This is a genomic window from Pseudomonas sp. 2835, assembly GCF_050435905.1.
GTDB lineage: Bacteria > Pseudomonadota > Gammaproteobacteria > Pseudomonadales > Pseudomonadaceae > Aquipseudomonas.
The window spans coordinates 41,022-64,883 of record NZ_JBNDLE010000028.1; the positions used below are offsets into that span (position 1 = coordinate 41,022).

At 61.4% G+C, this 23,862-nt stretch carries 20 protein-coding genes, 2 tRNA genes and 1 riboswitch; of the genes, 19 read left to right on the top strand and 3 right to left on the bottom strand.

The window, feature by feature from the left end; all coding sequences use genetic code 11:
* Nucleotides 1-7: 7 nt before the first annotated feature.
* The gene (gene phhA / locus ABIE20_RS25700) at nt 8-796 is read right to left on the bottom strand and encodes a phenylalanine 4-monooxygenase (protein WP_429508239.1); all 789 of its coding nucleotides are present in this window, start codon (nt 794-796) and stop codon (nt 8-10) included.
* Between the two features lie 281 nt (nt 797-1,077).
* On the opposite strand from phhA, the gene ABIE20_RS25705 reads away from it, so the two are divergent.
* Entirely contained in the window at nt 1,078-2,634 is a 1,557-nt protein-coding gene (locus ABIE20_RS25705; protein WP_429508241.1) for a sigma-54-dependent transcriptional regulator, read from the top strand.
* A 125-nt stretch (nt 2,635-2,759) separates the two neighbouring features.
* Here the strand turns inward: ABIE20_RS25705 and ABIE20_RS25710 are convergent, their stop codons facing one another.
* Nucleotides 2,760-3,020, bottom strand: coding sequence for a DUF2790 domain-containing protein (locus ABIE20_RS25710; protein WP_045200148.1), 261 nt, complete (start codon nt 3,018-3,020; stop codon nt 2,760-2,762).
* 404 nt (nt 3,021-3,424) lie between these two features.
* On the opposite strand from ABIE20_RS25710, the gene acs reads away from it, so the two are divergent.
* The 13 genes from acs to astE all read left to right on the top strand — a co-directional run bounded on the left by acs (nt 3,425) and on the right by astE (nt 17,997).
* On the top strand, nt 3,425-5,386 hold the full coding sequence (gene acs, locus ABIE20_RS25715; protein ID WP_429508243.1) for an acetate--CoA ligase: 1,962 nt from the start codon (nt 3,425-3,427) through the stop codon (nt 5,384-5,386).
* Between the two features lie 515 nt (nt 5,387-5,901).
* Nucleotides 5,902-6,684 (top strand): ABC transporter substrate-binding protein, encoded by a 783-nt coding sequence (locus tag ABIE20_RS25720; protein WP_429508244.1) that lies wholly within the window; start codon nt 5,902-5,904, stop codon nt 6,682-6,684.
* A gap of 90 nt (nt 6,685-6,774) precedes the next feature.
* A complete protein-coding gene (locus ABIE20_RS25725; RefSeq protein WP_429508246.1) occupies nt 6,775-7,464 on the top strand; it encodes an ABC transporter permease in 690 nt (229 codons plus the stop codon).
* Entirely contained in the window at nt 7,461-8,159 is a 699-nt protein-coding gene (locus tag ABIE20_RS25730) for an ABC transporter permease (protein ID WP_130263707.1), read from the top strand. The genes ABIE20_RS25725 and ABIE20_RS25730 overlap by 4 nt, the downstream gene beginning before the upstream one ends.
* Nucleotides 8,160-8,225: 66 nt before the next feature.
* Nucleotides 8,226-8,990 carry an ABC transporter ATP-binding protein gene (locus tag ABIE20_RS25735; protein WP_429508248.1) on the top strand — a complete coding sequence of 255 codons (765 nt, stop codon included), beginning with the start codon at nt 8,226-8,228 and terminating at the stop codon, nt 8,988-8,990.
* A gap of 98 nt (nt 8,991-9,088) precedes the next feature.
* A complete protein-coding gene (gene argR, locus ABIE20_RS25740; RefSeq protein ID WP_010226652.1) occupies nt 9,089-10,069 on the top strand; it encodes a transcriptional regulator ArgR in 981 nt (326 codons plus the stop codon).
* A gap of 295 nt (nt 10,070-10,364) precedes the next feature.
* A complete protein-coding gene (locus ABIE20_RS25745) occupies nt 10,365-11,585 on the top strand; it encodes an aspartate aminotransferase family protein (RefSeq protein WP_429508251.1) in 1,221 nt (406 codons plus the stop codon).
* Nucleotides 11,586-11,717: 132 nt separating this feature from the next.
* A complete protein-coding gene (gene aruF / locus ABIE20_RS25750) occupies nt 11,718-12,737 on the top strand; it encodes an arginine/ornithine succinyltransferase subunit alpha (protein ID WP_429508252.1) in 1,020 nt (339 codons plus the stop codon).
* 74 nt (nt 12,738-12,811) lie between these two features.
* Nucleotides 12,812-13,837: an arginine N-succinyltransferase gene (gene astA, locus ABIE20_RS25755; RefSeq protein ID WP_429508253.1), complete on the top strand. Its 1,026-nt coding sequence runs from the start codon at nt 12,812-12,814 to the stop codon at nt 13,835-13,837.
* On the top strand, nt 13,834-15,300 hold the full coding sequence (gene astD, locus ABIE20_RS25760) for a succinylglutamate-semialdehyde dehydrogenase (protein WP_429508262.1): 1,467 nt from the start codon (nt 13,834-13,836) through the stop codon (nt 15,298-15,300). The genes astA and astD overlap by 4 nt, the downstream gene beginning before the upstream one ends.
* A 24-nt stretch (nt 15,301-15,324) precedes the next feature.
* Entirely contained in the window at nt 15,325-16,674 is a 1,350-nt protein-coding gene (gene astB / locus ABIE20_RS25765) for an N-succinylarginine dihydrolase (protein ID WP_429508254.1), read from the top strand.
* Between the two features lie 14 nt (nt 16,675-16,688).
* Nucleotides 16,689-16,979 (top strand): topoisomerase II, encoded by a 291-nt coding sequence (locus ABIE20_RS25770; RefSeq protein ID WP_010226660.1) that lies wholly within the window; start codon nt 16,689-16,691, stop codon nt 16,977-16,979.
* Between the two features lie 10 nt (nt 16,980-16,989).
* Entirely contained in the window at nt 16,990-17,997 is a 1,008-nt protein-coding gene (gene astE, locus ABIE20_RS25775) for a succinylglutamate desuccinylase (RefSeq protein ID WP_429508255.1), read from the top strand.
* Nucleotides 17,998-18,079: 82 nt separating this feature from the next.
* On the opposite strand, the gene ABIE20_RS25780 is transcribed toward astE, so the two are convergent.
* The gene (locus ABIE20_RS25780) at nt 18,080-18,586 is read right to left on the bottom strand and encodes a 6,7-dimethyl-8-ribityllumazine synthase (protein WP_429508257.1); all 507 of its coding nucleotides are present in this window, start codon (nt 18,584-18,586) and stop codon (nt 18,080-18,082) included.
* A gap of 92 nt (nt 18,587-18,678) precedes the next feature.
* A riboswitch (FMN riboswitch) is annotated at nt 18,679-18,830 on the bottom strand.
* Between the two features lie 352 nt (nt 18,831-19,182).
* Here ABIE20_RS25780 and alaS point away from each other — a divergent pair.
* The 5 genes from alaS to ABIE20_RS25805 all read left to right on the top strand — a co-directional run bounded on the left by alaS (nt 19,183) and on the right by ABIE20_RS25805 (nt 23,845).
* Complete coding sequence (alaS, locus tag ABIE20_RS25785) at nt 19,183-21,801, top strand: alanine--tRNA ligase (RefSeq protein ID WP_429508258.1); 2,619 nt, start codon at nt 19,183-19,185, stop codon at nt 21,799-21,801.
* Nucleotides 21,802-21,889: 88 nt separating this feature from the next.
* Nucleotides 21,890-23,125 carry an aspartate kinase gene (locus tag ABIE20_RS25790; RefSeq protein WP_010226665.1) on the top strand — a complete coding sequence of 412 codons (1,236 nt, stop codon included), beginning with the start codon at nt 21,890-21,892 and terminating at the stop codon, nt 23,123-23,125.
* Nucleotides 23,126-23,308: 183 nt separating this feature from the next.
* On the top strand, nt 23,309-23,497 hold the full coding sequence (gene csrA / locus ABIE20_RS25795; RefSeq protein ID WP_010226667.1) for a carbon storage regulator CsrA: 189 nt from the start codon (nt 23,309-23,311) through the stop codon (nt 23,495-23,497).
* A 72-nt stretch (nt 23,498-23,569) separates the two neighbouring features.
* Nucleotides 23,570-23,660: transfer RNA gene (locus ABIE20_RS25800), tRNA-Ser, on the top strand.
* A gap of 108 nt (nt 23,661-23,768) precedes the next feature.
* A tRNA-Arg gene (locus ABIE20_RS25805) sits at nt 23,769-23,845 on the top strand.
* The last annotated feature ends 17 nt before the right edge of the window (nt 23,846-23,862 follow it).

Genomic DNA, 23,862 nt, shown 5'->3' on the forward strand with positions numbered 1-23,862 from the left:
AGATCGCTCAGGCAGCGACCTTGGGTGGAAATTTCGGTGCGTGCAGACCCATCTTCATCGCTGTGTGAACCATGCCCATGATGTCTTCATGGGCCAGGTCGAACAGGCGCTTGAGGTTGGGCAGGGCAAAGTACAGCGGTTGCAGGATGTCGATACGATACGGCGTGCGCATGGCTTCCAGCGGGTCGAACGGCTGGTGCTCGGGCTCGCCGGACAGGCTGTAGACGGTCTCTTTTGGCGAAGAAAGAATGCCGCCGCCGTAGATCTTGCGGCCCTGCGGGGTATCCACCAGGCCAAACTCGATGGTCATCCAGTAGAGGCGGGCGAGGTACACGCGCTCTTCTTTTGTGGCCTGCAGGCCGAGCTTGCCATAGGTGTGGGTGAATTCGGCGAACCAGGGGTTGGTCAGCAGCGGGCAGTGGCCGAAGATCTCGTGGAAAATGTCCGGCTCTTGCAGGTAGTCGAGTTCTTCTTCGGTGCGAATGAAGGTCGCCACCGGAAAGCGCTTGCTGGCCAGCAGTTCGAAAAAGGTCTGGAAGGGGATCAGGGCCGGTACCCGGGCAACTTGCCAGCCGGTGGTGGCGCCCAGCACCTTGTTGATTTCACCCAGCTGTGGGATACGGTCGTGAGGCAGGCCCAGCTGGTCGATGCCGTCCAGGTATTCCTGGCACGCGCGGCCTTCGATCACCTTCAGTTGACGGGTAATCAGGGTGTTCCACACCGCATGTTCCTGCTGCGGGTAGTCGATAAAACCCTGCGCATCGGGCTCGCGAGCCACGTATTGCGTCTGTTTCATGCTGCTCTCCTGCTGAGGGCCATTCTTGTTATGTGATCAAGCCATTGCCCCTAGTGATAACTCGCATTTGACCGGTTTGCAGCGGCCTGATGGTGGATTCAGGCTGATTCTGTTCTGATTTTTGTAACGATAACTTTACGAATTAGCCGGCATGCAGAAAAAACGGGGGCGTTATCCCTTGAAACTGCGGCCATCTGTCACATAATCTTTACGACTATTCTTCGGTCGCTGCAAAAACTTGCCTGCCGTGCCGCGTACCAGACCTTCTTGTAGGACATTTCATGCGTATTAAAGTGCATTGCCAGAACCGCATCGGCATCCTGCGCGACATCCTCAACCTGCTGGTGGAGTACGGCATCAACGTCGCCCGCGGTGAGGTCGGTGGCGAGCATGGCAATGCCATCTATCTGCACTGCCCGAACCTGATCAACCTGCAGTTCCAGGCCTTGCGGCCGAAATTCGAATCGATCGCCGGGGTCTTCGGGGTCAAGCGCGTCGGCCTGATGCCTAGCGAACGTCGGCACATGGAGCTCAATGCCTTGCTCGGCGCCCTGGACTTCCCGGTGCTGTCGATCGACATGGGCGGCTCCATCGTCGCCGCCAACCGCGCGGCGGCGCAGTTGCTCGGGGTACGTGTCGACGAGGTGCCGGGCATTCCGCTGTCGCGCTACGCCGAGGATTTCGACCTGCCGGAGTTGGTGCGGGCCAACAAGTCGCGCATCAACGGCCTGCGGGTCAAGGTCAAGGGCGATGTGTTCCTCGCCGATATTGCGCCGTTGCAGTCCGAGCACGACGACAGCGAGGCCCTGGCCGGAGCGGTATTGACCTTGCACCGCGCCGACCGTATTGGCGAGCGCATCTATAACGTGCGCAAGCAGGAGTTGCGTGGTTTCGACAGCATCTTCCAGAGTTCGCGGGTGATGGCCGCGGTGGTGCGCGAGGCGCGGCGCATGGCACCGCTGGACGCACCGTTGCTGATCGAGGGCGAGACCGGCACCGGCAAAGAATTGCTGGCCCGCGCCTGTCACCTGGCCAGCCCCCGTGGCCAGGCGCCGCTGATGGCGCTCAATTGCGCCGGCTTGCCCGAGTCGATGGCCGAGACCGAATTGTTCGGTTATGGCCCGGGGGCATTCGAGGGCGCGCGGGCCGAGGGCAAGCTGGGGCTACTGGAGCTGACGGCCGGCGGCACGCTGTTTCTCGATGGCGTCGGTGAGATGAGTCCGCGCTTGCAGGTAAAACTGCTGCGTTTTCTGCAGGACGGTTGTTTTCGCCGGGTAGGCAGTGATGAAGAGGTGTACCTGGATGTACGGGTCATCTGCGCGACCCAGGTCGACCTGTCCGAGCTGTGCGCCCGTGGCGAGTTTCGTCAGGACCTCTACCACCGCCTCAACGTGCTGTCGCTGCACATTCCACCGCTGCGCGAGTGCCTGGATGGCTTGCCGCCATTGGTCGAGCACTTTCTTGACCAGGCCAGCCGGCAGATCGGTTGCCCGCTGCCCAAGCTCGCGCCGGCGGCCATGGAGCGTCTGAGCCAGTACCACTGGCCGGGCAATGTGCGGCAACTGGAGAACGTGTTGTTCCAGGCCGTGTCACTGTGCGATGGCGGGGTGGTCAAGAGCGAGCATATTCGCTTGCCGGACTACGGCGGTCGGCAACCCCTGGGCGAGTTTTCCCTTGAGGGCGATCTGGGGCAAATAGTCGGGCGTTTCGAGAAGGCGGTGCTGGAGCGTTTGATGAGCGAATTTCCCAGTAGCCGGGCACTGGGTAAGCGTCTGGGAGTTTCCCATACCACTATTGCCAACAAGTTGCGTGAACATGCAGTCGGCAAATCGGATTAATTAATCCGCTGTTAATAAAGTATGGGTAATAGCGGTGGGGTGTTAGTTACAGGTGTGCTGTTCACTTAGTGCAGCGCGCCTCGTTGATTGCCAACCGAGGCGCTGCAGGCGGTCAACCCATTGGATCAACCGTTCGAGCAACCGTTACCCATCACCCGGTACTCGAGAATGTGGCGCTTGCCCTGGGAATCTTCGTAGGTCATGCGCGCCGGGACCACTTCGCAGACATTCGGCACTTCGCTCATGGAAATGACCTTGGCGATGTCCAGATGCTGCGAGTAACTGTACTGTTCAACCGGAATCTGCTCGGCGCCGCCATTTGCAACTTCGTCGGCCATGGCCACGCTGCAAAGACTACCCAGTGCCAATACCAGTAAAGCTTTCATCTTCATTTTTACCTGTCTAAGGTCGTAAGGGGGCACGCAGCGCTTGTGGCGCCGCGTGTACAACAGGATCAACTATCACGATTATTTGCCGATTAACTTCCCTTCGTGGGGGGCTACAAGAAAGTTAATCGTGGTGCCGTTGCTGGCGAGGTGAATTCTAGGAGTGCGGCTTGCGCTTAAACAGCCACGGTTTTGATAAACACTGTTGGCAGAAACTGTAACAATCGCCTGGCAGACTGCCGGGATTTTTAATTTTTCTGCCGTGCAGCCCCAGCCTTGAGCCTTCGCGGCTTGTCGCAGGCAGAAAAGACCAAGGCGTTACTACCAACGTCGAATGGCCGGCGCAGTCTGGTACAGTTACAACGAGGTCATACAAAAACAACTATTACACCGAGGTAACAAAGATGAGTGCGGCTCCCCTGTATCCCGTTCGTCCCGAGGTTGCGGCCAACACGTTGACCGACGAGGCGACCTACAAGGCCATGTACCAGCAGTCGGTGATCAACCCGGACGGCTTCTGGCGCGAGCAGGCTCAGCGCCTCGACTGGATCAAGCCTTTCACCAAGGTCAAGCAGACTTCCTTCGACGACCACCATGTCGATATCAAATGGTTTGCTGACGGCACTCTGAACGTTTCCTACAACTGCCTGGACCGCCATCTGGCCGAGCGCGGCGATCAAATTGCGATCATCTGGGAGGGCGACGACCCTTCCGAGCACCGCAACATCACCTACCGTGAACTGTACGAGCAAGTGTGCAAGTTCGCCAACGCCCTGCGCGGCCAGGATGTGCACCGTGGTGACGTGGTCACCATCTATATGCCGATGATTCCCGAAGCCGTGGTCGCCATGCTGGCTTGCGCCCGTATCGGTGCGATCCACTCGGTGGTGTTCGGTGGCTTCTCGCCCGAGGCGCTGGCCGGGCGCATCATCGACTGCAAGTCAAAAATCGTCATCACCGCCGACGAAGGCCTGCGCGGCGGTCGGCGCACCGCTCTCAAGGCCAACGTTGACCTGGCGCTGACCAACCCGGAAACCAGCAGCGTGCAGAAGATCATCGTCTGCAAGCGCACCGGCGGCGACATCGCCTGGCACCAGCACCGCGACATCTGGTACGAAGACCTGATGAAGGTTGCCTCCAGCCACTGCGCGCCGAAGGAGATGGGCGCAGAGGAAGCACTGTTCATCCTCTATACCTCCGGCTCTACCGGCAAGCCCAAGGGCGTGCTGCACACCACCGGCGGCTACATGGTCTACGCCGCGCTGACCCATGAGCGGGTGTTCGACTACCGTCCAGGTGAAGTCTACTGGTGCACCGCCGATGTCGGCTGGGTCACCGGCCACAGTTACATTGTCTACGGTCCGCTGGCCAACGGCGCGACCACCGTGCTGTTCGAAGGCGTGCCGAACTATCCGGACATCACCCGCGTGTCGAAGATCATCGACAAGCACAAGGTCAACATCCTCTACACCGCACCGACTGCCATTCGCGCGATGATGGCCGAAGGTCAGGCTGCCGTCGCCGGTGCCGATGGTTCCAGCCTGCGCCTGCTGGGTTCGGTGGGCGAGCCGATCAACCCGGAAGCCTGGAACTGGTACTACCACACCGTCGGCAAGGAGCGTTGCCCGATCGTCGACACCTGGTGGCAGACCGAAACCGGCGGCGTGCTGATCAGCCCGCTGCCAGGCGCTACCGCGCTCAAGCCGGGTTCGGCGACCCGTCCGTTCTTTGGTGTGGTGCCGGCCCTTGTGGATAACCTGGGCAACCTGATCGAAGGCGCCGCCGAAGGCAACCTGGTGATCCTCGATTCCTGGCCGGGCCAGTCGCGCTCGCTGTACGGTGACCACGACCGCTTCGTCGACACCTACTTCAAGACTTTTCGCGGCATGTACTTCACGGGTGACGGTGCCCGTCGCGACGAAGACGGCTACTACTGGATCACCGGCCGCGTCGATGACGTGCTCAACGTCTCCGGCCACCGCATGGGCACCGCCGAGATCGAAAGTGCCATGGTCGCCCACCCGAAAGTCGCCGAGGCCGCAGTGGTTGGCGTGCCGCACGATATCAAGGGGCAGGGCATCTATGTCTACGTCACCCTCAATGGCGGCGTCGAGCCAACCGAGCAACTGCGCCTGGAGCTGAAGAACTGGGTGCGCAAGGAGATCGGCCCGATTGCCTCGCCGGATGTCATCCAGTGGGCGCCCGGCCTGCCGAAAACCCGCTCGGGCAAGATCATGCGCCGCATCCTGCGCAAGATTGCCACGGCCGAGTACGACGGCCTGGGTGATATCTCGACCCTGGCTGATCCGGGCGTGGTGCAGCACCTGATCGATACCCATAAGGATATGAGCAAGGCTTCGGCCTAAAAGCATCGCGGGGCAAGCCCGCTCCTACACAGCGATCGGGTTCACACAAAGCCCCGCCTGGTTCTCCCGGCGGGGCTTTGTGCATTCTGTTACTTCGACAATCATCGGTAACCCTTCTGTCACCGCTTTCGCACAAAAGCGGGGCAAAGCGAAACGCAACTGTGGGTTTTCAGGGCGTTTCAGTCGCCCATTTTCGCCTGCTCAAACGCTGCGCTTGCCGGATTAGAAGGCTTTGCCAATAATAGGCCCGCTTATTGCTTCATTGATTGGTTATTTGTCTTTTGCTTTTGCATATTCCGTGAAAGCTGTCAATATCTGCGCCCCCGCGTTCCTGCGCTTCTGTAACTAGTTGTCGCATTGAAGAAATATCGGCTTCGGAGCTGTCGTTAAAATGCCGATCACTCGCTCGTCGCGTCTGCTTCAATGCCGACCCTGCGCAGCTCGCGTTGTACCCATTCGCATATCGGGCAGCTCTCAATCCTGCCTCGTATTGCCCTTTACCGATGGAGTTCCAGATGAAGAAACTCGCACTGCTTGGCGCCCTGGCGCTGTCCGTGTTTTCCCTGGCAGCGCTGGCTGATGAGAAACCGTTGAAAATCGGGATCGAAGCCGCCTACCCACCGTTCGCATCGAAGGCGCCGGACGGCAGCATCGTCGGCTTCGACTACGACATCGGCAACGCCCTGTGCGAAGAGATGAAGGTCAAGTGCGTGTGGGTTGAGCAGGAATTCGACGGCCTGATCCCGGCACTCAAGGTGCGCAAGATCGACGCCATCCTGTCGTCCATGTCGATCACCGAAGACCGCAAGAAGTCCGTGGACTTCACCGGCAAGTACTACCTGACCCCGGCGCGCCTGGTGATGAAGGAAGGTACTGCCGTCAGCGAAGGCCTGACTGAACTGAAGGGCAAGAAGATCGGCGTGCAGCGCGGCTCGATCCACGACCGCTTCGCCAAGGAAGTGTTCGGTGCCCAAGGCGCCACCATCGTTCCCTACGGCACCCAGAACGAAATCTACCTGGACGTCGCCGCTGGCCGTCTGGATGGTACCGTCGCCGATGCTACGCTGTTGGAAGACGGTTTCCTGAAGACTGACGCCGGTAAAGGCTTCGCCTTCGTTGGCCCATCGTTCACCGACGCCAAGTACTTCGGTGACGGCATTGGTATCGCTGTACGCAAAGGTGACGCGCTGAAAGACAAGATCAACGCAGCCATCGCCGGCATCCGTGCCAACGGCAAGTACAAGCTGATTCAGGACAAGTACTTCAACTTCGACATCTACGGCCCAGAAGCCAAGTAAATCGTCGACGTTTCACCTGTTCAATGGTGCAAGCAGCAGAGACTCTGAGGTTTGCACCATTTTTTCATCCCTAAGGTCGAGGACCTCATCATGTTGAAAGGCTACGGGGCAGTCATCCTCGACGGAGCGTGGCTGACGCTACAGCTCGCCTTGTCGTCCATGGCCCTGGCCATCGTGCTCGGTCTGATCGGTGTGGCGCTGCGTTTGTCGCCAGTGCGCTGGCTGGCCTGGCTCGGCGATCTGTATTCCACCGTGATCCGCGGGATTCCCGATCTGGTACTGATCCTGCTGATCTTCTACGGCGGCCAGGATCTGCTCAACCGCGTCGCGCCGCTGCTGGGCTTTGACGACTATATCGACCTCAATCCGCTGATGGCGGGTATCGGCACCCTGGGTTTTATTTTTGGTGCCTATCTGTCGGAAACCTTCCGCGGCGCGTTCATGGCCATCCCCAAGGGACAGGCCGAAGCCGGCATGGCCTATGGCATGAGCAACCTGCAAGTATTCTTCCGGGTGCTGGTGCCGCAGATGATTCGCCTGGCGATCCCGGGCTTCACCAACAACTGGCTGGTCCTGACCAAGGCGACTGCACTGATTTCGGTGGTCGGCCTGCAGGACATGATGTTCAAGGCCAAGCAGGCGGCCGACGCCACCCGCGAGCCTTTCACCTTCTTCCTGGCGGTAGCAGCGCTGTACCTGGTGATCACCAGTGTTTCGCTGCTGGCCCTGCGTTACCTCGAGAAGCGCTACTCGGTTGGCGTAAAGGCGGCTGATCTATGATTTTTGACTACAACGTCATCTGGGAAGCGCTGCCGCTGTACCTGGGCGGCCTGCTGACCACCCTCAAGCTGCTGGCACTTTCGCTGCTGTTCGGTTTGCTGGCGGCGATCCCGTTGGGCCTGATGCGTGTTTCCAAGCAGCCGCTGGTGAACATGAGCGCCTGGCTGTACACCTACGTGATCCGCGGCACGCCGATGCTGGTGCAGCTGTTCTTGATCTACTACGGCCTGGCCCAGTTCGAGGCGGTGCGTGAAAGCTTCCTCTGGCCCTGGCTGTCGAGTGCGACCTTCTGTGCCTGCCTGGCCTTTGCCATCAACACCAGCGCCTATACCGCCGAGATCATTGCCGGCAGCCTCAAGGCCACGCCCCATGGCGAGATCGAGGCGGCCAAGGCCATGGGCATGTCGCGGGTCAAGATGTACCGCCGCATCCTTTTGCCATCGGCCCTGCGCCGGGCGCTGCCGCAGTACAGCAACGAAGTGATCATGATGCTGCAGACCACCAGCCTGGCGTCGATCGTCACCCTGATTGACATCACCGGTGCGGCGCGCACGGTCAACGCCCAGTACTACCTGCCGTTCGAGGCCTACATCACCGCTGGCGTGTTCTACCTGTGCCTGACCTTCATTCTGGTGCGCCTGTTCAAGCTGGCCGAGCGCCGCTGGCTGGGCTACCTGGCGCCGCGCAAGCACTGAAGCCTGCGCCCACTTTTTCGCCCTGAGCGTTAGCTCAAGACTGACTGCTTTGTGAGAATCGACAGCATGTACAAACTCGAAGTCCAAGACCTGCATAAACGCTACGGCAGTCACGAAGTGCTCAAGGGCGTGTCCCTGGCGGCCAAGGCAGGCGACGTGATCAGCATCATCGGCTCCAGCGGATCGGGCAAAAGTACTTTCCTGCGCTGCATGAACCTGCTCGAGCAGCCGCACGCGGGCAAGATCCTGCTCAACAACGAAGAGTTGAAGCTGGTCGCCAACAAGGACGGCGCGCTCAAGGCCGCCGATCCCAAGCAGCTGCAGCGCATGCGTTCGCGCCTGTCGATGGTGTTCCAGCACTTCAACCTGTGGTCGCACATGACCGCGCTGGAAAACATCATCGAAGCACCGGTGCACGTGCTGGGCATGTCGAAGAAAGACGCCCTGGAAAAAGCCGAGCACTACCTGGCCAAAGTTGGTGTCGCCCACCGCAAGGACGCCTATCCTGGGCATATGTCCGGTGGTGAGCAGCAGCGCGTGGCCATTGCCCGGGCGCTGGCCATGGAGCCGGAAGTGATGCTGTTCGACGAGCCGACCTCGGCGCTCGACCCCGAGCTGGTTGGTGACGTGCTCAAGGTCATGCAGTCGCTGGCCCAGGAAGGCCGGACCATGGTCGTGGTCACCCACGAAATGGGCTTTGCCCGCGAGGTGTCGAACCAGTTGGTGTTCCTGCACAAGGGCCTGGTGGAAGAGAGTGGCAACCCGCGCGAAGTGCTGGTCAACCCGCAGTCGGAGCGTCTGCAGCAGTTCCTCTCGGGCAGCTTGAAGTAAGATTGCCGCTTTGCACCAAAATGGGTCATGCTGCGTGCCAAGCGCAGCCTGACCAGGCTCTAACTTCTTGACCTCTCTCAGGTTTCGGACCGCATCCCATGACCACCCAGCGAATCGGTTTTCTCATCTGGCCCAGCACCAAAGCCCTGACCCTGGCGCTGGCCGAAGAGGTGTTGCGGGTTGCCCAGAAGGTCCATCCGGAAGTGGTCTACGAGTTGTCGTTCCTGCAGGCCGAAGCGCCGGGCGAAGGTGCCTGGCGCCTGCCGGGCGAGCCGTGGGCCGGCAAGCTCGAGGGCTGCCAGAAGCTGTTTTTGCTGGCGGACGAGCCGCCGCAGGCGGTGGCGTCGAGCCTGGCCAGCGCACTCAAACAACTGGTGCGTGCCGGGTGCGTGGTCGGCGGGCTGTCGGCGGGGGTCTATCCGTTGGCGCAGTTGGGTCTGCTCGATGGTTACCGGGCGGCGGTGCACTGGCGCTGGCAGGATGATTTTGCCGAGCGTTTCCCCAAGGTCATCGCCACCAGCCACCTGTTCGACTGGGATCGTGACCGCCTGACGGCCTGCGGCGGCATGTCGGTGATCGATCTGCTGCTGGCGGTGCTGGCCCGTGATCACGGTGCCGAGCTTGCCGGCGCAGTGTCTGAAGAGCTGGTGGTCGAGCGGATTCGCGAAGGCGGTGAGCGCCAGCGCATTCCGCTGCAGAACCGTCTGGGTTCCAGCCATCCGAAGCTGACTCAGGCGGTACTGCTGATGGAAGCCAACATTGAAGAGCCGCTCACCACCGACGAGATCGCCCAGCATGTGTGCGTATCGCGCCGTCAGCTGGAGCGGATCTTCAAGCAGTACCTCAATCGCGTGCCGAGCCAGTATTACCTGGAACTGCGCCTGAACAAGGCACGGCAGATGCTGATGCAGACCAGCAAGTCGATCATCCAGATCGGGCTGTCCTGCGGGTTTTCTTCCGGGCCGCATTTCTCCAGCGCCTACCGCAACTTCTTTGGCGCCACGCCGCGCGAAGATCGTAACCAGCGACGTAGCAGCAGCCCGTTCGAACTGTCGTCGGTCCCCGCGGAGCGCGGCTGATTTTTGATCGCGGGGCCAGCCCGCTCCCGCAGGTATCATGACTGTGGGAACGGCGGTGCGGCGACCCGACTTGCCCCGCGATCGAACCGCCCATACAGAATCTCCCGCGTATTCCCCGCAGCGTTTAAACTGCGCCTTTGCGACCCTATTTGTCGCATTGCCGTAAGCCTTGGTAAAACAGGGTTTGGCGCTATAAGAAGTTGTCGCTTGGCGGCAAGGTCAGGCGCCGATCTGTCCTTACAATCCCCCCATCGCTCGCCAGTTCCAGGCAGGCGTTCATCTTCAGGAGACTCCGATGTCCGCTCCGCAAGCTCCGGTGCAACGCGCCGATTTCGACCAGGTGATGGTCCCCAACTATGCCCCGGCGGCGTTCATTCCCGTCCGTGGAGCGGGCTCCCGCGTCTGGGATCAGGCGGGCCGCGAGCTGATCGATTTCGCCGGCGGCATCGCCGTGAACGTTCTTGGCCATGCCCACCCGGCGCTGGTTGGCGCCCTGACCGAGCAGGCCAATAAACTGTGGCACGTGTCCAACGTGTTCACCAACGAGCCGGCCCTGCGCCTGGCGCACAAGCTGGTCGACGCGACCTTCGCCGACCGTGCGTTTTTCTGCAACTCCGGTGCCGAAGCCAACGAGGCCGCATTCAAGCTGGCCCGTCGTGTAGCCCACGACCGTTTCGGCCCCGAGAAGCACGAGATCATCGCCACCGTTAACAGCTTCCACGGTCGCACCCTGTTCACCGTCAGCGTCGGCGGCCAGCCGAAGTACTCCGATGGTTTCGGGCCGAAAATCACCGGCATCAGCCACGTGCCGTACAACGACCTGGAAGCGCTGAAAGCACAGATCTCCGACAAAACCTGCGCGGTGGTCATCGAGCCGATCCAGGGTGAAAGCGGTGTGGTCCCGGCCGACATTGCCTACCTGCAAGGCGCCCGCGAGCTGTGCAACAAGCACAACGCGCTGCTGATCTTCGACGAAGTGCAGACCGGCGTTGGCCGTACCGGCTCGTTGTTTGCCTACCAGCACTACGGCGTGACCCCGGACATCCTCTCCAGCGCCAAGAGCCTGGGCGGCGGTTTCCCGATCGGCGCGATGCTCACCACCGAAGACCTGGCCAAGCACCTGACCGTCGGCACCCACGGCACCACCTACGGCGGCAACCCGCTGGCCTGTGCCGTGGCCAACGCCGTGCTCGATATCGTCAACACCCCTGAAGTGCTGGCGGGCGTCAAGGCCAAGCACGAGCGCTTCAAGAAGCGCCTGGAGCAGATCGGCGAGAAGTACGGCCTGTTCACCCAGGTGCGCGGCGTCGGCCTGCTGATCGGTTGCGTGTTGTCCGAGGCCTGGAAAGGCAAGGCCAAGGAGGTTTTCAACGCCGCCGAGAAAGAAAACCTGATGGTCCTGCAAGCCGGCCCTGATGTCGTGCGTTTCGCCCCGAGCCTGGTGGTGGAAGATGCCGACATCGACGAAGGCCTGGACCGTTTCGAACGTGCCGCGGCAAAACTGACTCAGGCCTGATTCACGCCTGCCGTCCTGTCATCGGCCCTGCGGGGCCGGTGATACCGAATTCCAGAGCAGGTGCCTGCGGGCACCTGCTGTTTTTCTCTGAGCCGGCGGATGTCGGCCTGTATACCCGAAAGGAGTGACACCATGCTGGTGATGCGCCCCGCGCAAATGGCTGATCTGGGCGAAGTACAGCGTCTTGCCGCAGACAGCCCCATTGGTGTCACGTCCTTGCCGGATGATGCCGGTCGCCTGAGCGACAAGATTGCCGCTTCGGAAACCTCCTTCGCTGCTGAAGTGAGCTTCAACGGTGAAGAGAGCTATTTCTTCGTTCTCGAAGACAGTAGCACCGGCAAGCTGGTGGGCTGCTCGGCGATCGTCGCCTCAGCCGGTTATTCCGAGCCGTTCTACAGTTTTCGCAACGAGACCTTCGTGCATGCGTCTCGCGAGCTGAAGATCCACAACAAGATTCACGTCCTCTCGCAGTGCCACGACCTGACCGGCAACAGCCTGCTGACCAGCTTCTACGTGCTGCCGGAACTGGTCGGCAGCGGCTGGGCCGAGCTCAACTCCCGCGGGCGCCTGCTGTTCATGGCGGCCCACCCGGAGCGCTTTGCCGAATCGGTGGTGACCGAGATCGTCGGCTACAGCGACGAGCACGGCGATTCGCCGTTCTGGGATGCGATCGGGCGCAACTTTTTTGACCTCAACTACGCCGAGGCCGAGCGCCTGTGCGGTCTCAAGAGCCGGACCTTCCTGGCCGAGCTGATGCCCCATTACCCGATCTACGTGCCGCTGCTGCCGGATGCCGCGCAAGAGGCCATGGGCCAGGTACACCCGCGGGCGCAGATCACCTTCGACATCCTGATGCGCGAAGGCTTCGAGACCGATCACTACATCGACATTTTCGACGGCGGCCCGACCCTGCATGCGCGGGTTTCCGGGATCCGCTCGATTGCCCAAAGCCGGGTGATGCCGGTCAAGCTGGACGATGACGCCAGCAAGGGCGGGCGCCCGTACCTGGTCAGCAACGGCCAGTTGCAGGATTACCGCGCAGTGCTGCTGGAGCTCGACTGGGCACCTGGCAAGCCGGTCAGCCTGAGTCTTGAAGCCGCCGAAGCCCTGGGCGTCGGCGAAGGCGCCAGCGTGCGCCTGGTCGCGGTTTGATCCCTGCGGTTCGATAACCGAGCACCCAGGTCGAGTTTTGCGGCAGGCCACAGGCCGCCGCCCGAGGAGATAGCATGATCGTTCGTCCCGTACGCAGCAGCGATTTACCCGCGCTGATCGAGCTGGCGCGCAGTACCGGCACCGGCCTGACCACCTTGCCGGCCAATGAAGAGCGCCTGTCGCACCGGGTCGGCTGGGCCGAGAAGACTTTCCGTGGCGAAGCCGAGCGCGGTGATGCCGATTACCTGTTCGTGCTGGAAAACGACGAAGGCGTGGTGGTAGGTATCTCCGCCATTGCCGGTGCGGTCGGCCTGCGTGAGCCCTGGTACAACTACCGGGTCGGCCTGACCGTCAGTGCTTCCCAGGAACTGAACATCTATCGGGAAATCCCCACCCTGTTCCTGGCCAACGACCTGACCGGCAACTCAGAGCTGTGCTCGCTGTTCCTGCGTGCCGATCACCGTAGCGGCCTCAATGGCCGCCTGCTGGCCAAGGCGCGGTTGCTGTTCATCGCCGAGTTCCCGGAGCTGTTCGGCAACAAGATCATCGCCGAGATGCGCGGGATGTCCGACGAGCAGGGCCGTTCGCCGTTCTGGGAAAGCCTGGGCCGGCACTTTTTCAAAATGGAATTCAGCCAGGCCGACTACCTGACCGGTGTCGGCAACAAGGCCTTCATTGCCGAGCTGATGCCCAAGTTCCCACTGTACACCTGCTTCCTCTCGGAAGCGGCGCGCAACGTCATCGGCCGGGTGCATACCGATACCGAGCCTGCGCTGGCGATGCTCAAGAGCGAAGGTTTCAGCTACCAGGGTTATGTCGACATCTTCGACGCAGGCCCTGCCGTGGAGTGCGAGACCGCCAAGATCCGTGCGGTGCACGACAGCCAGGCGCTGGTGATGGCCGTCGGTACCCCGGGCGACGACGCGACCCCCTTCATCATCCACAACCGCAAGCGCGAAGACTGCCGCATCACTGCCGCACCGGCGCGCCTTGCGGCCGGCACCCTGGTGGTCGATCCACAGACCGCCAAACGCCTGCGCCTGAGCGCCGGTGACCAGGTGCGTGCCGTACCACTGTCCGCTGCCCGGGAGGCCAAATAATGACGACTCACTTTATCGCCGGCAGTTGGCAGGCAGGGCAGGGTCAAGCGCTGCAATCACTCGACCCGGTCAGCCAGCAGGTTGTCTGGCAAGGCCAGGGCGCCAACGCCGAGCAGGTCGACAGCGCGGTCAAGGCCGCGCGCCAGGCTTTTGCCGGCTGGGCGCTGCAGTCACTGGAAGCGCGCATCAGCGTACTTGAAGCCTTTGCCGCCGCACTCAAGGCCAATGCCGACGAACTGGCGCGCTGCATCGGTGAAGAAACCGGCAAGCCCCTGTGGGAAGCTGCAACTGAAGTGACCAGCATGGTCAACAAGGTAGCGATTTCGGTACAGAGCTACCGTGAACGCACCGGCGAAAAAAGCGGCCCGCTGGCCGATGCCACCGCCGTGCTGCGCCACAAGCCTCACGGCGTGGTTGCGGTGTTCGGTCCGTACAACTTCCCCGGCCACCTGCCCAACGGTCATATCGTCCCGGCGCTACTGGCCGGTAATACCGTGGTGTTCAAACCCAGCGAGCTGACCCCGAAGGTTGCCGAGCTGACGGTCAAATGCTGGATCGAGGCCGGCCTGCCGGCGGGCGTGCTCAACCTGGTCCAGGGTGCCCGCGAAACCGGCGTGGCCCTGGCTGCCAACCCGGGTATCGATGGCTTGTTCTTCACAGGTTCCAGCCGCACTGGCAACCTGCTGCACCAGCAGTTCGCCGGGCGCCCGGACAAGATCCTGGCCCTGGAGATGGGCGGCAACAACCCGCTGGTGGTCGATGAGGTCAAGGACCTCGACGCTGCGGTTTACACCATCATTCAGTCGGCGTTCATTTCCGCCGGCCAGCGCTGCACCTGTGCGCGCCGTCTGCTGGTGCCGCAAGGCGCCTGGGGCGATGCGCTGCTCAAGCGCCTGGTCGAGGTGAGCACGAACATTTCGGTCGGTGCCTTCGACCAGCAGCCGGCGCCGTTCATGGGCTCGGTGATCTCCCTGGGCGCGGCCAAGGCACTGCTTGATGCCCAGGCGCACCTGCTCGGCAACGGCGGCGTGTCGCTGCTGCAAATGACCCAGCCGCAAGCCACGGCCGCCTTGCTGACCCCGGGCATCATCGATGTCACCGCGGTCGCTGACCGCCCTGACGAAGAGTTCTTCGGCCCGCTGCTGCAGGTCATTCGCTACAGCGATTTCGATGGAGCCATCGCCGAGGCCAACAACACCCAGTACGGCCTGGCCGCCGGCCTGTTGTCCGATTCTCACGCGCGCTACCAGTACTTCTGGCTGCAAAGCCGCGCCGGCATCGTCAACTGGAACAAGCAGCTGACCGGTGCTGCCAGCAGCGCGCCATTCGGCGGTGTGGGCGCTAGCGGCAACCACCGCGCCAGCGCCTACTACGCAGCCGATTATTGCGCTTACCCGGTAGCCTCGCTGGAGACCGCCAGCCTGACCCTGCCTGCGACACTGACGCCAGGCGTCTCCCTATAACAAAAGGTCCACGGAGCCTTGCCGATGAAATCGTTTGAAGTGAATTTTGATGGTCTGGTCGGACCGACGCACAACTACGGCGGGCTGTCGTACGGCAACGTTGCCTCGCAAAGCAACAGCCAGCAGGCGTCCAACCCGCGGGAGGCTGCACGTCAGGGCCTGGCGAAGATGAAGGCGTTGATGGAAATGGGCTTCCAGCAGGGCGTACTGGCCCCGCAGGAGCGTCCGGACGTGGCCGCGCTGCGCCGCCTGGGCTTCTGCGGAAGCGACGCACAAGTGATCGAACGTGCCGCCAAAGAGGCCATGCCGTTGCTGGTCGCCAGCTGCTCGGCCTCGAGCATGTGGGTGGCCAACGCCGCCACCGTCAGCCCCAGTGCCGACACTGCGGACGGCCGCGTGCACTTCACCGCCGCCAACCTCAACTGCAAGTACCACCGCAGCATCGAGCACCCGACCACCAGTCGCGTGCTCGGCGCCATGTTTGCCGATAACAAGCACTTTGCCCACCACGCCGCCTTGCCGGCGGTGGCGCAGTTCGGTGATGAAGGCGCGGCCAACCATACGCGTTTCTGCCGCAGCTATGGCGAGGCCGGTGTCGAATTCTTCGTCTACGGCCGCAGCGCCTTCGACACCCGTTACCCGGCGCCACAGAAGTACCCGGCGCGCCAGACGCTTGAGGCGTCGCAAGCCGTCGCGCGCCTGCATGGCCTGAGCGAGGAGGGCGTGGTCTTCGCCCAGCAGAACCCGGCAGTGATCGACCAGGGCGTGTTCCACAACGATGTGATCGCGGTGGGTAACGGTGAAGTGCTGTTCTACCACGAAGACGCCTTCCTCGAGACCGAGGCGATGCTTGGCCAACTGCAGGCTAAACTGGCTAAACGAGGCGGTAGCTTCAAGGCGATCTGCGTTCCGCGCTCGGCTGTGACGGTTGAGGACGCGGTGCGTTCGTACCTGTTCAACAGCCAGTTGCTGTCTCGCGCCGATGGTTCGATGCTGCTGATCGTGCCGGAAGAGTGCCGCAACAACGAGCGGGTCTGGGCCTATCTGTCGTCCTTGACCAGCGCAGGCGGGCCGGTCAGCGAGGTCAAGGTCTTCGACCTCAAGCAGAGCATGCAGAACGGTGGCGGGCCGGCGTGCCTGCGCTTGCGCGTGGCATTGAATGAAACGGAACTGGCGGCGGTCAATCCAGGCGTTATCATGACCGCACCGCTGTACGACACCCTGACCCAGTGGGTCGACAAGCACTACCGCGATCGCCTGAGCGAAACCGACCTGGCTGATCCGCAGTTGTTGCTGGAATGTCGTACGGCACTGGATGAACTGACCCAGATCCTCAAACTGGGTTCGGTCTATCCGTTCCAACTCCAACCTTGAGAGAGAATTCGACTATGTCCGACGCCCTGCAGCTGATCCTTGAAGATGACGATGGTACCCAGCTGGAAACTTCCTGCACCCGCTTTGCGGTGGTCTGGCAAGGCAAGGAGGTATGGATTCAGCAGGATGGCCGTGGTCAGCTGCTGATCGGCGTCGACGTTGAAGAAGACGATACCGAGTACGCCAACCTGCTGCTGCGCCCACTGGCCACCAACCTGGTGAGCCTGCAGCTGGAAATGGAACCGGCCGATGCCGGCGACGATGATGATCACGTCCATGGTCCCGATTGCGGCCACCATCACTAAGGAATAGCCCATGCTCGCCCTCGGCAAACTGCTTGAACTGACCCTGGCCGGTCGCGAACCGGCAGAGAAGACCCAGCTGACTGTCGACGGCGTACGCATGCGCTGGCTCGGTGAGGGCGCCCTCGAAGTGCGCCCGCCCGAGGCCCGTGACAATGGCCTGGACCTGCTGTTGTCGGCAGGCATCCATGGCAACGAAACCGCACCGATCGAGTTGCTCGACCGGTTGCTGCACGACATTGCCCGCGGCGATCTCAAGCCGCGGGCGCGTATTCTGTTCCTGTTCGGTAACCCCGATGCGATCCGCCGCGGCGAGCGTTATATCGAGCAGGACGTCAACCGCCTGTTCAATGGCCGCCATGATCAGACCAGCGGCCCCGAGGCCCTGCGCGCCTGTGAGCTGGAGCGCCTGGCGGCGACCTTCTTCAGCGTGCCTGATCGCACCCGCCTGCATTACGACCTGCACACTGCCATTCGCGGTTCGAAGATCGAGCAGTTCGCCCTCTATCCGTACAAGGAAGGCCGCCAGCATTCGCGTCGCGAACTGGCGCGCCTGAGCGCGGCCGGCATGGAGGCGGTGCTGCTGCAGAGCAAGGTGTCGATTACCTTCACCGCCTACACCTATGAGCAACTGGGGGCTGAAGCCTTTACCCTGGAACTGGGCAAGGCGCGGCCGTTCGGGGAGAACGGCGCGGTCAACGTCGATCGCCTGGAAACCCGCCTCAAGCAGATTATCGAAGGCACCGAACCCGAGGCGCCTGAGGCTCTGGATGGCTTGAAACTGTTCAGCGTGGCACGTGAGATCATCAAGCACAGCGAGCACTTTCGCCTGAACCTGCCGGCCGATATCGAGAACTTTTCCGAGCTCGAACCCGGCTATCTGCTGGCCGAGGATATCGCCGACACCCGCTGGATCGTCGAAGAGCAGGGCGCGCGCATCATCTTCCCCAACCCGAAAGTCAAGAATGGCCTTCGGGCGGGGATTCTGATCGTTCCCGCCAACCCCGAACAGCTAGGCTGATCGGGTGGGAGCGGGCTTGCCCCGCGATTGCGATCTATCGGCTGCATCGCATTGCGGGACAAGCCCACTCCTGCAGGGTGATTCAGCCAGCCATTTTCTGTGGTGATTCATTGCGGCGCAGGGCGCGCAACTTCTGCAGGGTGTCGGCGCAAGTTTTTGCCGCCTCGACGCCCTTGACCAGGAAATGTTCGAAGTAGAAGTTCTGGTGCTCGTCGCCGGCATGGAAATGGTGCGGGGTCAGTACCACCGAGAACACCGGCACTTCAGTTTCCAACTGCACCTGCATCAGGCCGCTGATTACCGACTGGGCGACGAACTCGTGGCGGTACAGGCCGCCATCGACCACCAGGCCTGCGGCAACGATGCCAGCGTAGCGACCGCCACGGGCCAGCAGCTTGGCGTGCAGGGGAATCTCGAAAGCGCCCCCGACTTCAAAGAAATCGATATCGCTTGCCTGATAGCCCTGTTTACCCATTTCCTCGACGAATGCCTTGCGCGCCTGGTCGACAATATCTTTGTGCCAGCAAGCCTGGATGAAGGCGATGCGCTCGTGGGAAGGGTTCTTGCTATCGATTGCGGTAGGTTGCATTGAAACGGACTCCTGTTTGTATGAGAAACAGGGCGCTGGATCGAAAGGGATTTCGCCGTGCAGGTGCAAAGCGACAGGCGCGGCTGCGCCTATCCCGTTCTCTCTTTATCCGGACTATGACCGTCGGCCCCGGAATCACACCGGGTCTGCTGACCTTGCAGGCAGGCCTGCAAGCGCTCGCGGGCTATGCGCATTGCGCGCAATTACCGCCGGTGGGGAATTGCACCCCGCCCTGAGAACGTTGCCGCCGATAATCGGCGGCGGGGAATTATTAGCACAGATGTCAGGTAAACGTATAGGCTGCTAACGGTTTTTTCCGGATGAACGACATTTCATCCGGGAAACCTTGCCAATTGCTTTATACGGCCCCAGTAATACCGTGTCAGCAGATCAAAACAGGCCCTGAGAGGCCGGGCAGGGTGGCAGCAAGCGGTTTTTCGCTGTCGTTGTCGTTGCAGGCCGTCCAATTGACGGTTTCTATAGCATAAACACACTGCACCCAAGCCTAAGGCCCGATATAATGCGGCCCTTTGCCGTCGTTTCGTCAATTTGACGCAAGCATTTGCCTTAAGGCCGCCGTTTCCGTGGAAGAACCTATGAAAAGCGCAGAAATCCGTGAAGCCTTCCTTCGCTTCTTCGAAGAGCAGGGACACACCCGAGTTGCCTCCAGCTCCTTGATTCCGGGCAACGACCCGACCCTGCTGTTCACCAACGCGGGGATGAACCAGTTCAAGGACTGCTTCCTTGGCCAGGAAAAGCGCGCCTACACCCGCGCGACCAGCAGCCAGAAGTGCGTGCGCGCCGGTGGCAAGAACAGCGACCTGGAAAACGTCGGCTACACCGCCCGTCACCACACCTTCTTCGAAATGCTGGGCAACTTCAGCTTCGGTGACTACTTCAAGAAGGACGCAATCACCTACGCCTGGACCTTCCTGACCAAGGTGCTGAACCTGCCGGAAGAGAAACTCTGGGTCACCGTCTATGCCAGCGACGACGAGGCATACGACATCTGGACCAAAGAGATCGGCGTACCCGCCGAGCGCATGGTGCGTATTGGCGACAACAAGGGCGCGCCATACGCCTCCGACAACTTCTGGACCATGGGCGATACCGGCCCGTGCGGCCCGTGCACCGAGATCTTCTACGATCACGGCGCCGACATCTGGGGCGGCCCACCCGGCTCGCCGGAAGAAGACGGCGACCGCTACATCGAGATCTGGAACAACGTCTTCATGCAGTTCAACCGCACCGCCGATGGCGTGCTGCACCCGCTGCCAGCACCGTCGGTGGATACCGGCATGGGCCTTGAGCGCATCAGTGCGGTCATGCAGCATGTGCACTCGAACTACGAGATCGACCTGTTCCGCAACCTGCTCAGCGCTTCGGCCGCCGCTATCGGCTGCGCCAATGCCGAGCAGTCGTCGCTCAAGGTAGTTTCCGACCATATCCGTTCCTGCAGCTTCCTGATTGCCGACGGCGTGCTGCCGTCCAACGAAGGCCGCGGCTACGTGCTGCGCCGCATCATCCGTCGCGCCTGCCGCCACGGTAACAAGCTGGGCGCCACCGGCAGCTTCTTCTACAAGATCGTCGCCGCCCTGGTCGCCGAGATGGGTGAAGCATTCCCCGAGCTCAAGCAGCAGCAGGCCAACATCGAGCGCGTGCTCAAGGCTGAAGAAGAGCAGTTCGCCAAGACCCTGGAGCAGGGCCTGAAGATCCTCGAGCAGGACCTGGCCGAACTCAAGGGCACCGTGGTGCCGGGCGACGTTGTATTCAAACTGTACGACACCTACGGTTTCCCGATGGACCTGACCGCCGACATCGCCCGCGAACGCGAGCTGACCATCGACGAGGCAGGCTTCGAGCGCGAGATGGAAGCCCAGCGTGAGCGTGCCCGCTCCGCCAGCGCCTTCGGCCTGGACTACAACACCCTGGTCAAGGTCGACGTCGCCACCGAGTTCACCGGCTACAACGCCACCGAAGGCAGCGCCAGGATCGTTGCTCTTTATAAGGACGGCAAGGTCGTCGAGCAGTTGGGCGAAGGCGAGGAGGGCGTGGTTATTCTCGACCGCACGCCGTTCTACGCCGAGTCCGGCGGCCAGGTCGGTGACACCGGCTACCTGCAGGCTGACAACGTGCGCTTTGACGTACGTGACACCACCAAGACCGGCGGCGCCTTCCTGCACCACGGTGTGGTGGCCAGCGGCAACCTGACTGTCGGCGCCCAGGTGCAGACCCGGGTTGATGCCGACGTCCAGCACGCCACGTCGCTGAACCACTCTGCCACCCACCTGCTGCACGCTGCGCTGCGCCAGGTGCTGGGCGATCACGTACAACAGAAGGGCTCGCTGGTCGATAGCCAGCGCCTGCGCTTCGACTTCAGTCACTTCGAGGCGGTCAAGCCAGAGCAGCTCAAGGCCCTGGAAGACATCGTCAACCGCGAAGTGCGCAAGAACTCCGAGGTGAAAACCGAAGAGACCGATATCGAAACCGCCAAGCAGAAGGGCGCCATGGCGCTGTTCGGCGAGAAGTACGGTGACAGCGTTCGGGTGCTGAGCATGGGCGGCGATTTCTCCGTCGAGCTGTGCGGCGGTATCCACGCCAAGCGTACCGGTGATATCGGCCTGCTCAAGATCATCAGCGAAGGTGGCGTGGCTTCTGGCGTACGCCGGATCGAAGCGGTCACCGGCGCTGCCGCACTGGCTTACCTGAACGCTGCTGAAGAGCAGCTCAAGGAAGCTGCGCAACTGGTCAAGGGCAGCCGCGAAAACCTGATCGACAAGCTCTCGGCAGTGCTCGAGCGCAACCGCCAGCTGGAAAAACAGCTGGAGCAACTGCAGGCCAAGGCCGCCAGCGCTGCTGGCGACGATCTGTCCAGTGCAGCCGTCGAGGTCAAGGGCGTCAAGGTCCTGGCCGCGCGTCTGGATGGCCAGGATGGCAAGGCGCTGCTGGCGCTGGTCGATCAGCTGAAGAACAAACTCGGCCGCGCAGTGATCCTGCTCGGCAGTGTCCATGAGGAAAAGGTCGTGCTGGTTGCCGGTGTGACCAAAGACCTGACTGGCCAACTCAAAGCCGGTGATTTGATGAAGCAAGCCGCTGCCGCAGTGGGTGGCAAGGGCGGTGGTCGTCCGGACATGGCGCAAGGTGGTGGCGTAGACACCGCCGCGCTGGACAACGCGCTGGCCCTGACCGTGCCATTCGTGGAGCAGGGCGTTTAAGGCGTACATCGGCCCGCCGTCCAGTGGCGGGCCATGGCGTTGATTGAATGTTTATTGGGTGCCCTTCATGGGCTGAGGCGGCTTTGAAATGGCGTTGATCGTACAGAAATTTGGCGGTACCTCGGTCGGCACAGTCGAGCGAATCGAGCAGGTTGCCGACAAGGTCAAGAAGTTCCGCGAAGCCGGCGATGACCTGGTGGTGGTTCTGTCGGCGATGAGCGGCGAAACCAATCGCCTGATCGACCTGGCCAAGAAGATCAGCGATCAGCCGGTTCCGCGTGAACTGGATGTGATCGTCTCCACTGGCGAGCAGGTGACTATCGCCTTGCTGGCCATGGCCCTGATCAAGCGTGGTATTCCGGCGGTGTCCTACACCGGTAACCAGGTGCGGATCCTCACCGACAGCGCGCACAACAAGGCGCGCATCCTGCAGATCGACGACCAGAAGATTCGCGGCGACCTCAAGGCTGGCCGCGTAGTTGTGGTTGCAGGTTTCCAGGGTGTCGACGAGCACGGCAACATCACCACCCTCGGTCGTGGTGGCTCCGACACCACCGGCGTGGCCCTGGCGGCAGCGCTCAAGGCTGACGAGTGCCAGATCTACACCGATGTCGATGGTGTCTACACCACCGACCCGCGCGTGGTGGCCCAGGCCCAGCGCCTGGACAAGATCACCTTCGAAGAGATGCTGGAAATGGCCAGCCTCGGTTCCAAGGTGCTGCAGATCCGCGCCGTCGAGTTCGCCGGCAAGTACAACGTCCCGCTGCGCGTGCTGCACAGCTTTCAGGAGGGGCCGGGTACCCTCATTACCATTGATGAAGAGGAATCCATGGAACAGCCGATCATTTCCGGCATCGCCTTCAATCGCGATGAAGCCAAGCTGACCATCCGTGGCGTACCGGATACCCCGGGCGTTGCTTTCAAGATCCTCGGCCCTATCAGTGCCGCGAATATCGAAGTCGACATGATCGTGCAGAACGTTTCGCACGATAACACCACCGACTTCACCTTCACCGTGCACCGCAACGACTACGACAAGGCCCACAAGGTCCTGGACAAGACCGCCGCCGAGCTCAACGCTCGCGAAGTGGTAGGTGACACCAACATCGCCAAGGTCTCGATCGTCGGCGTCGGCATGCGTTCCCATGCCGGTGTTGCCAGCCGCATGTTCGAAGCGCTGGCCAAGGAGAGCATCAACATCCAGATGATCTCCACCTCCGAGATCAAGGTCTCGGTGGTAATCGAAGAGAAGTACCTGGAGCTGGCAGTGCGCGCCTTGCACACCGCCTTCGAGCTCGACGCCCCCGCCCGACAGGGCGAGTAAGGCGGCTGCCTCAGGGGCGCGGCTTGCCGCGCCCTTCGTTTTTCTGGCTGGCGTGAGAAATCTGTGCTTTTGCTCGCGCTAGTCAATACTTAGGCGTAGGTCAGCAGCCGTCACGGGTTGTAGGCTGAAGCCCTTTTTTTTGCAGACTGTTATCCCTGAACTGAATTGCGTGAGGAGAAAGCTATGTTGATTCTGACTCGTCGGTGCGCCGAGAGCCTGATCATTGGCGACGGCGAAATCACCGTGACCGTGCTCGGCGTCAAAGGAAACCAAGTGCGGATAGGGGTCAACGCCCCTAAAGAAGTGGCCGTCCACCGTGAGGAAATCTACCTGCGGATCAAGAAAGAGAAGGACGAAGAACCAACCCATTAATTTTTATCGAGTTTTTTTCAAAAAAGAGTTTGCAAACGGGGAAGGGTCTGGTTATTATACGCCCCGTGTTGCGGAGAGGTGGCCGAGTGGCCGAAGGCGCTCCCCTGCTAAGGGAGTATACCTCACAAGGGTATCGGGGGTTCGAATCCCCCCTTCTCCGCCATTATTCATGTAGGACGCTGTAATCTGCCTGAATCGCCTAAGTCGTTGAAATTAAACGAAAAAGTGGTTGGCAAAAAGATTTAGCGGCCTATAATGCGCGGTAACAAATGCACTCATAGCTCAGCTGGATAGAGTACTCGGCTACGAACCGAGCGGTCGGAGGTTCGAATCCTCCTGAGTGCACCATACGACGAAGCAGTTTT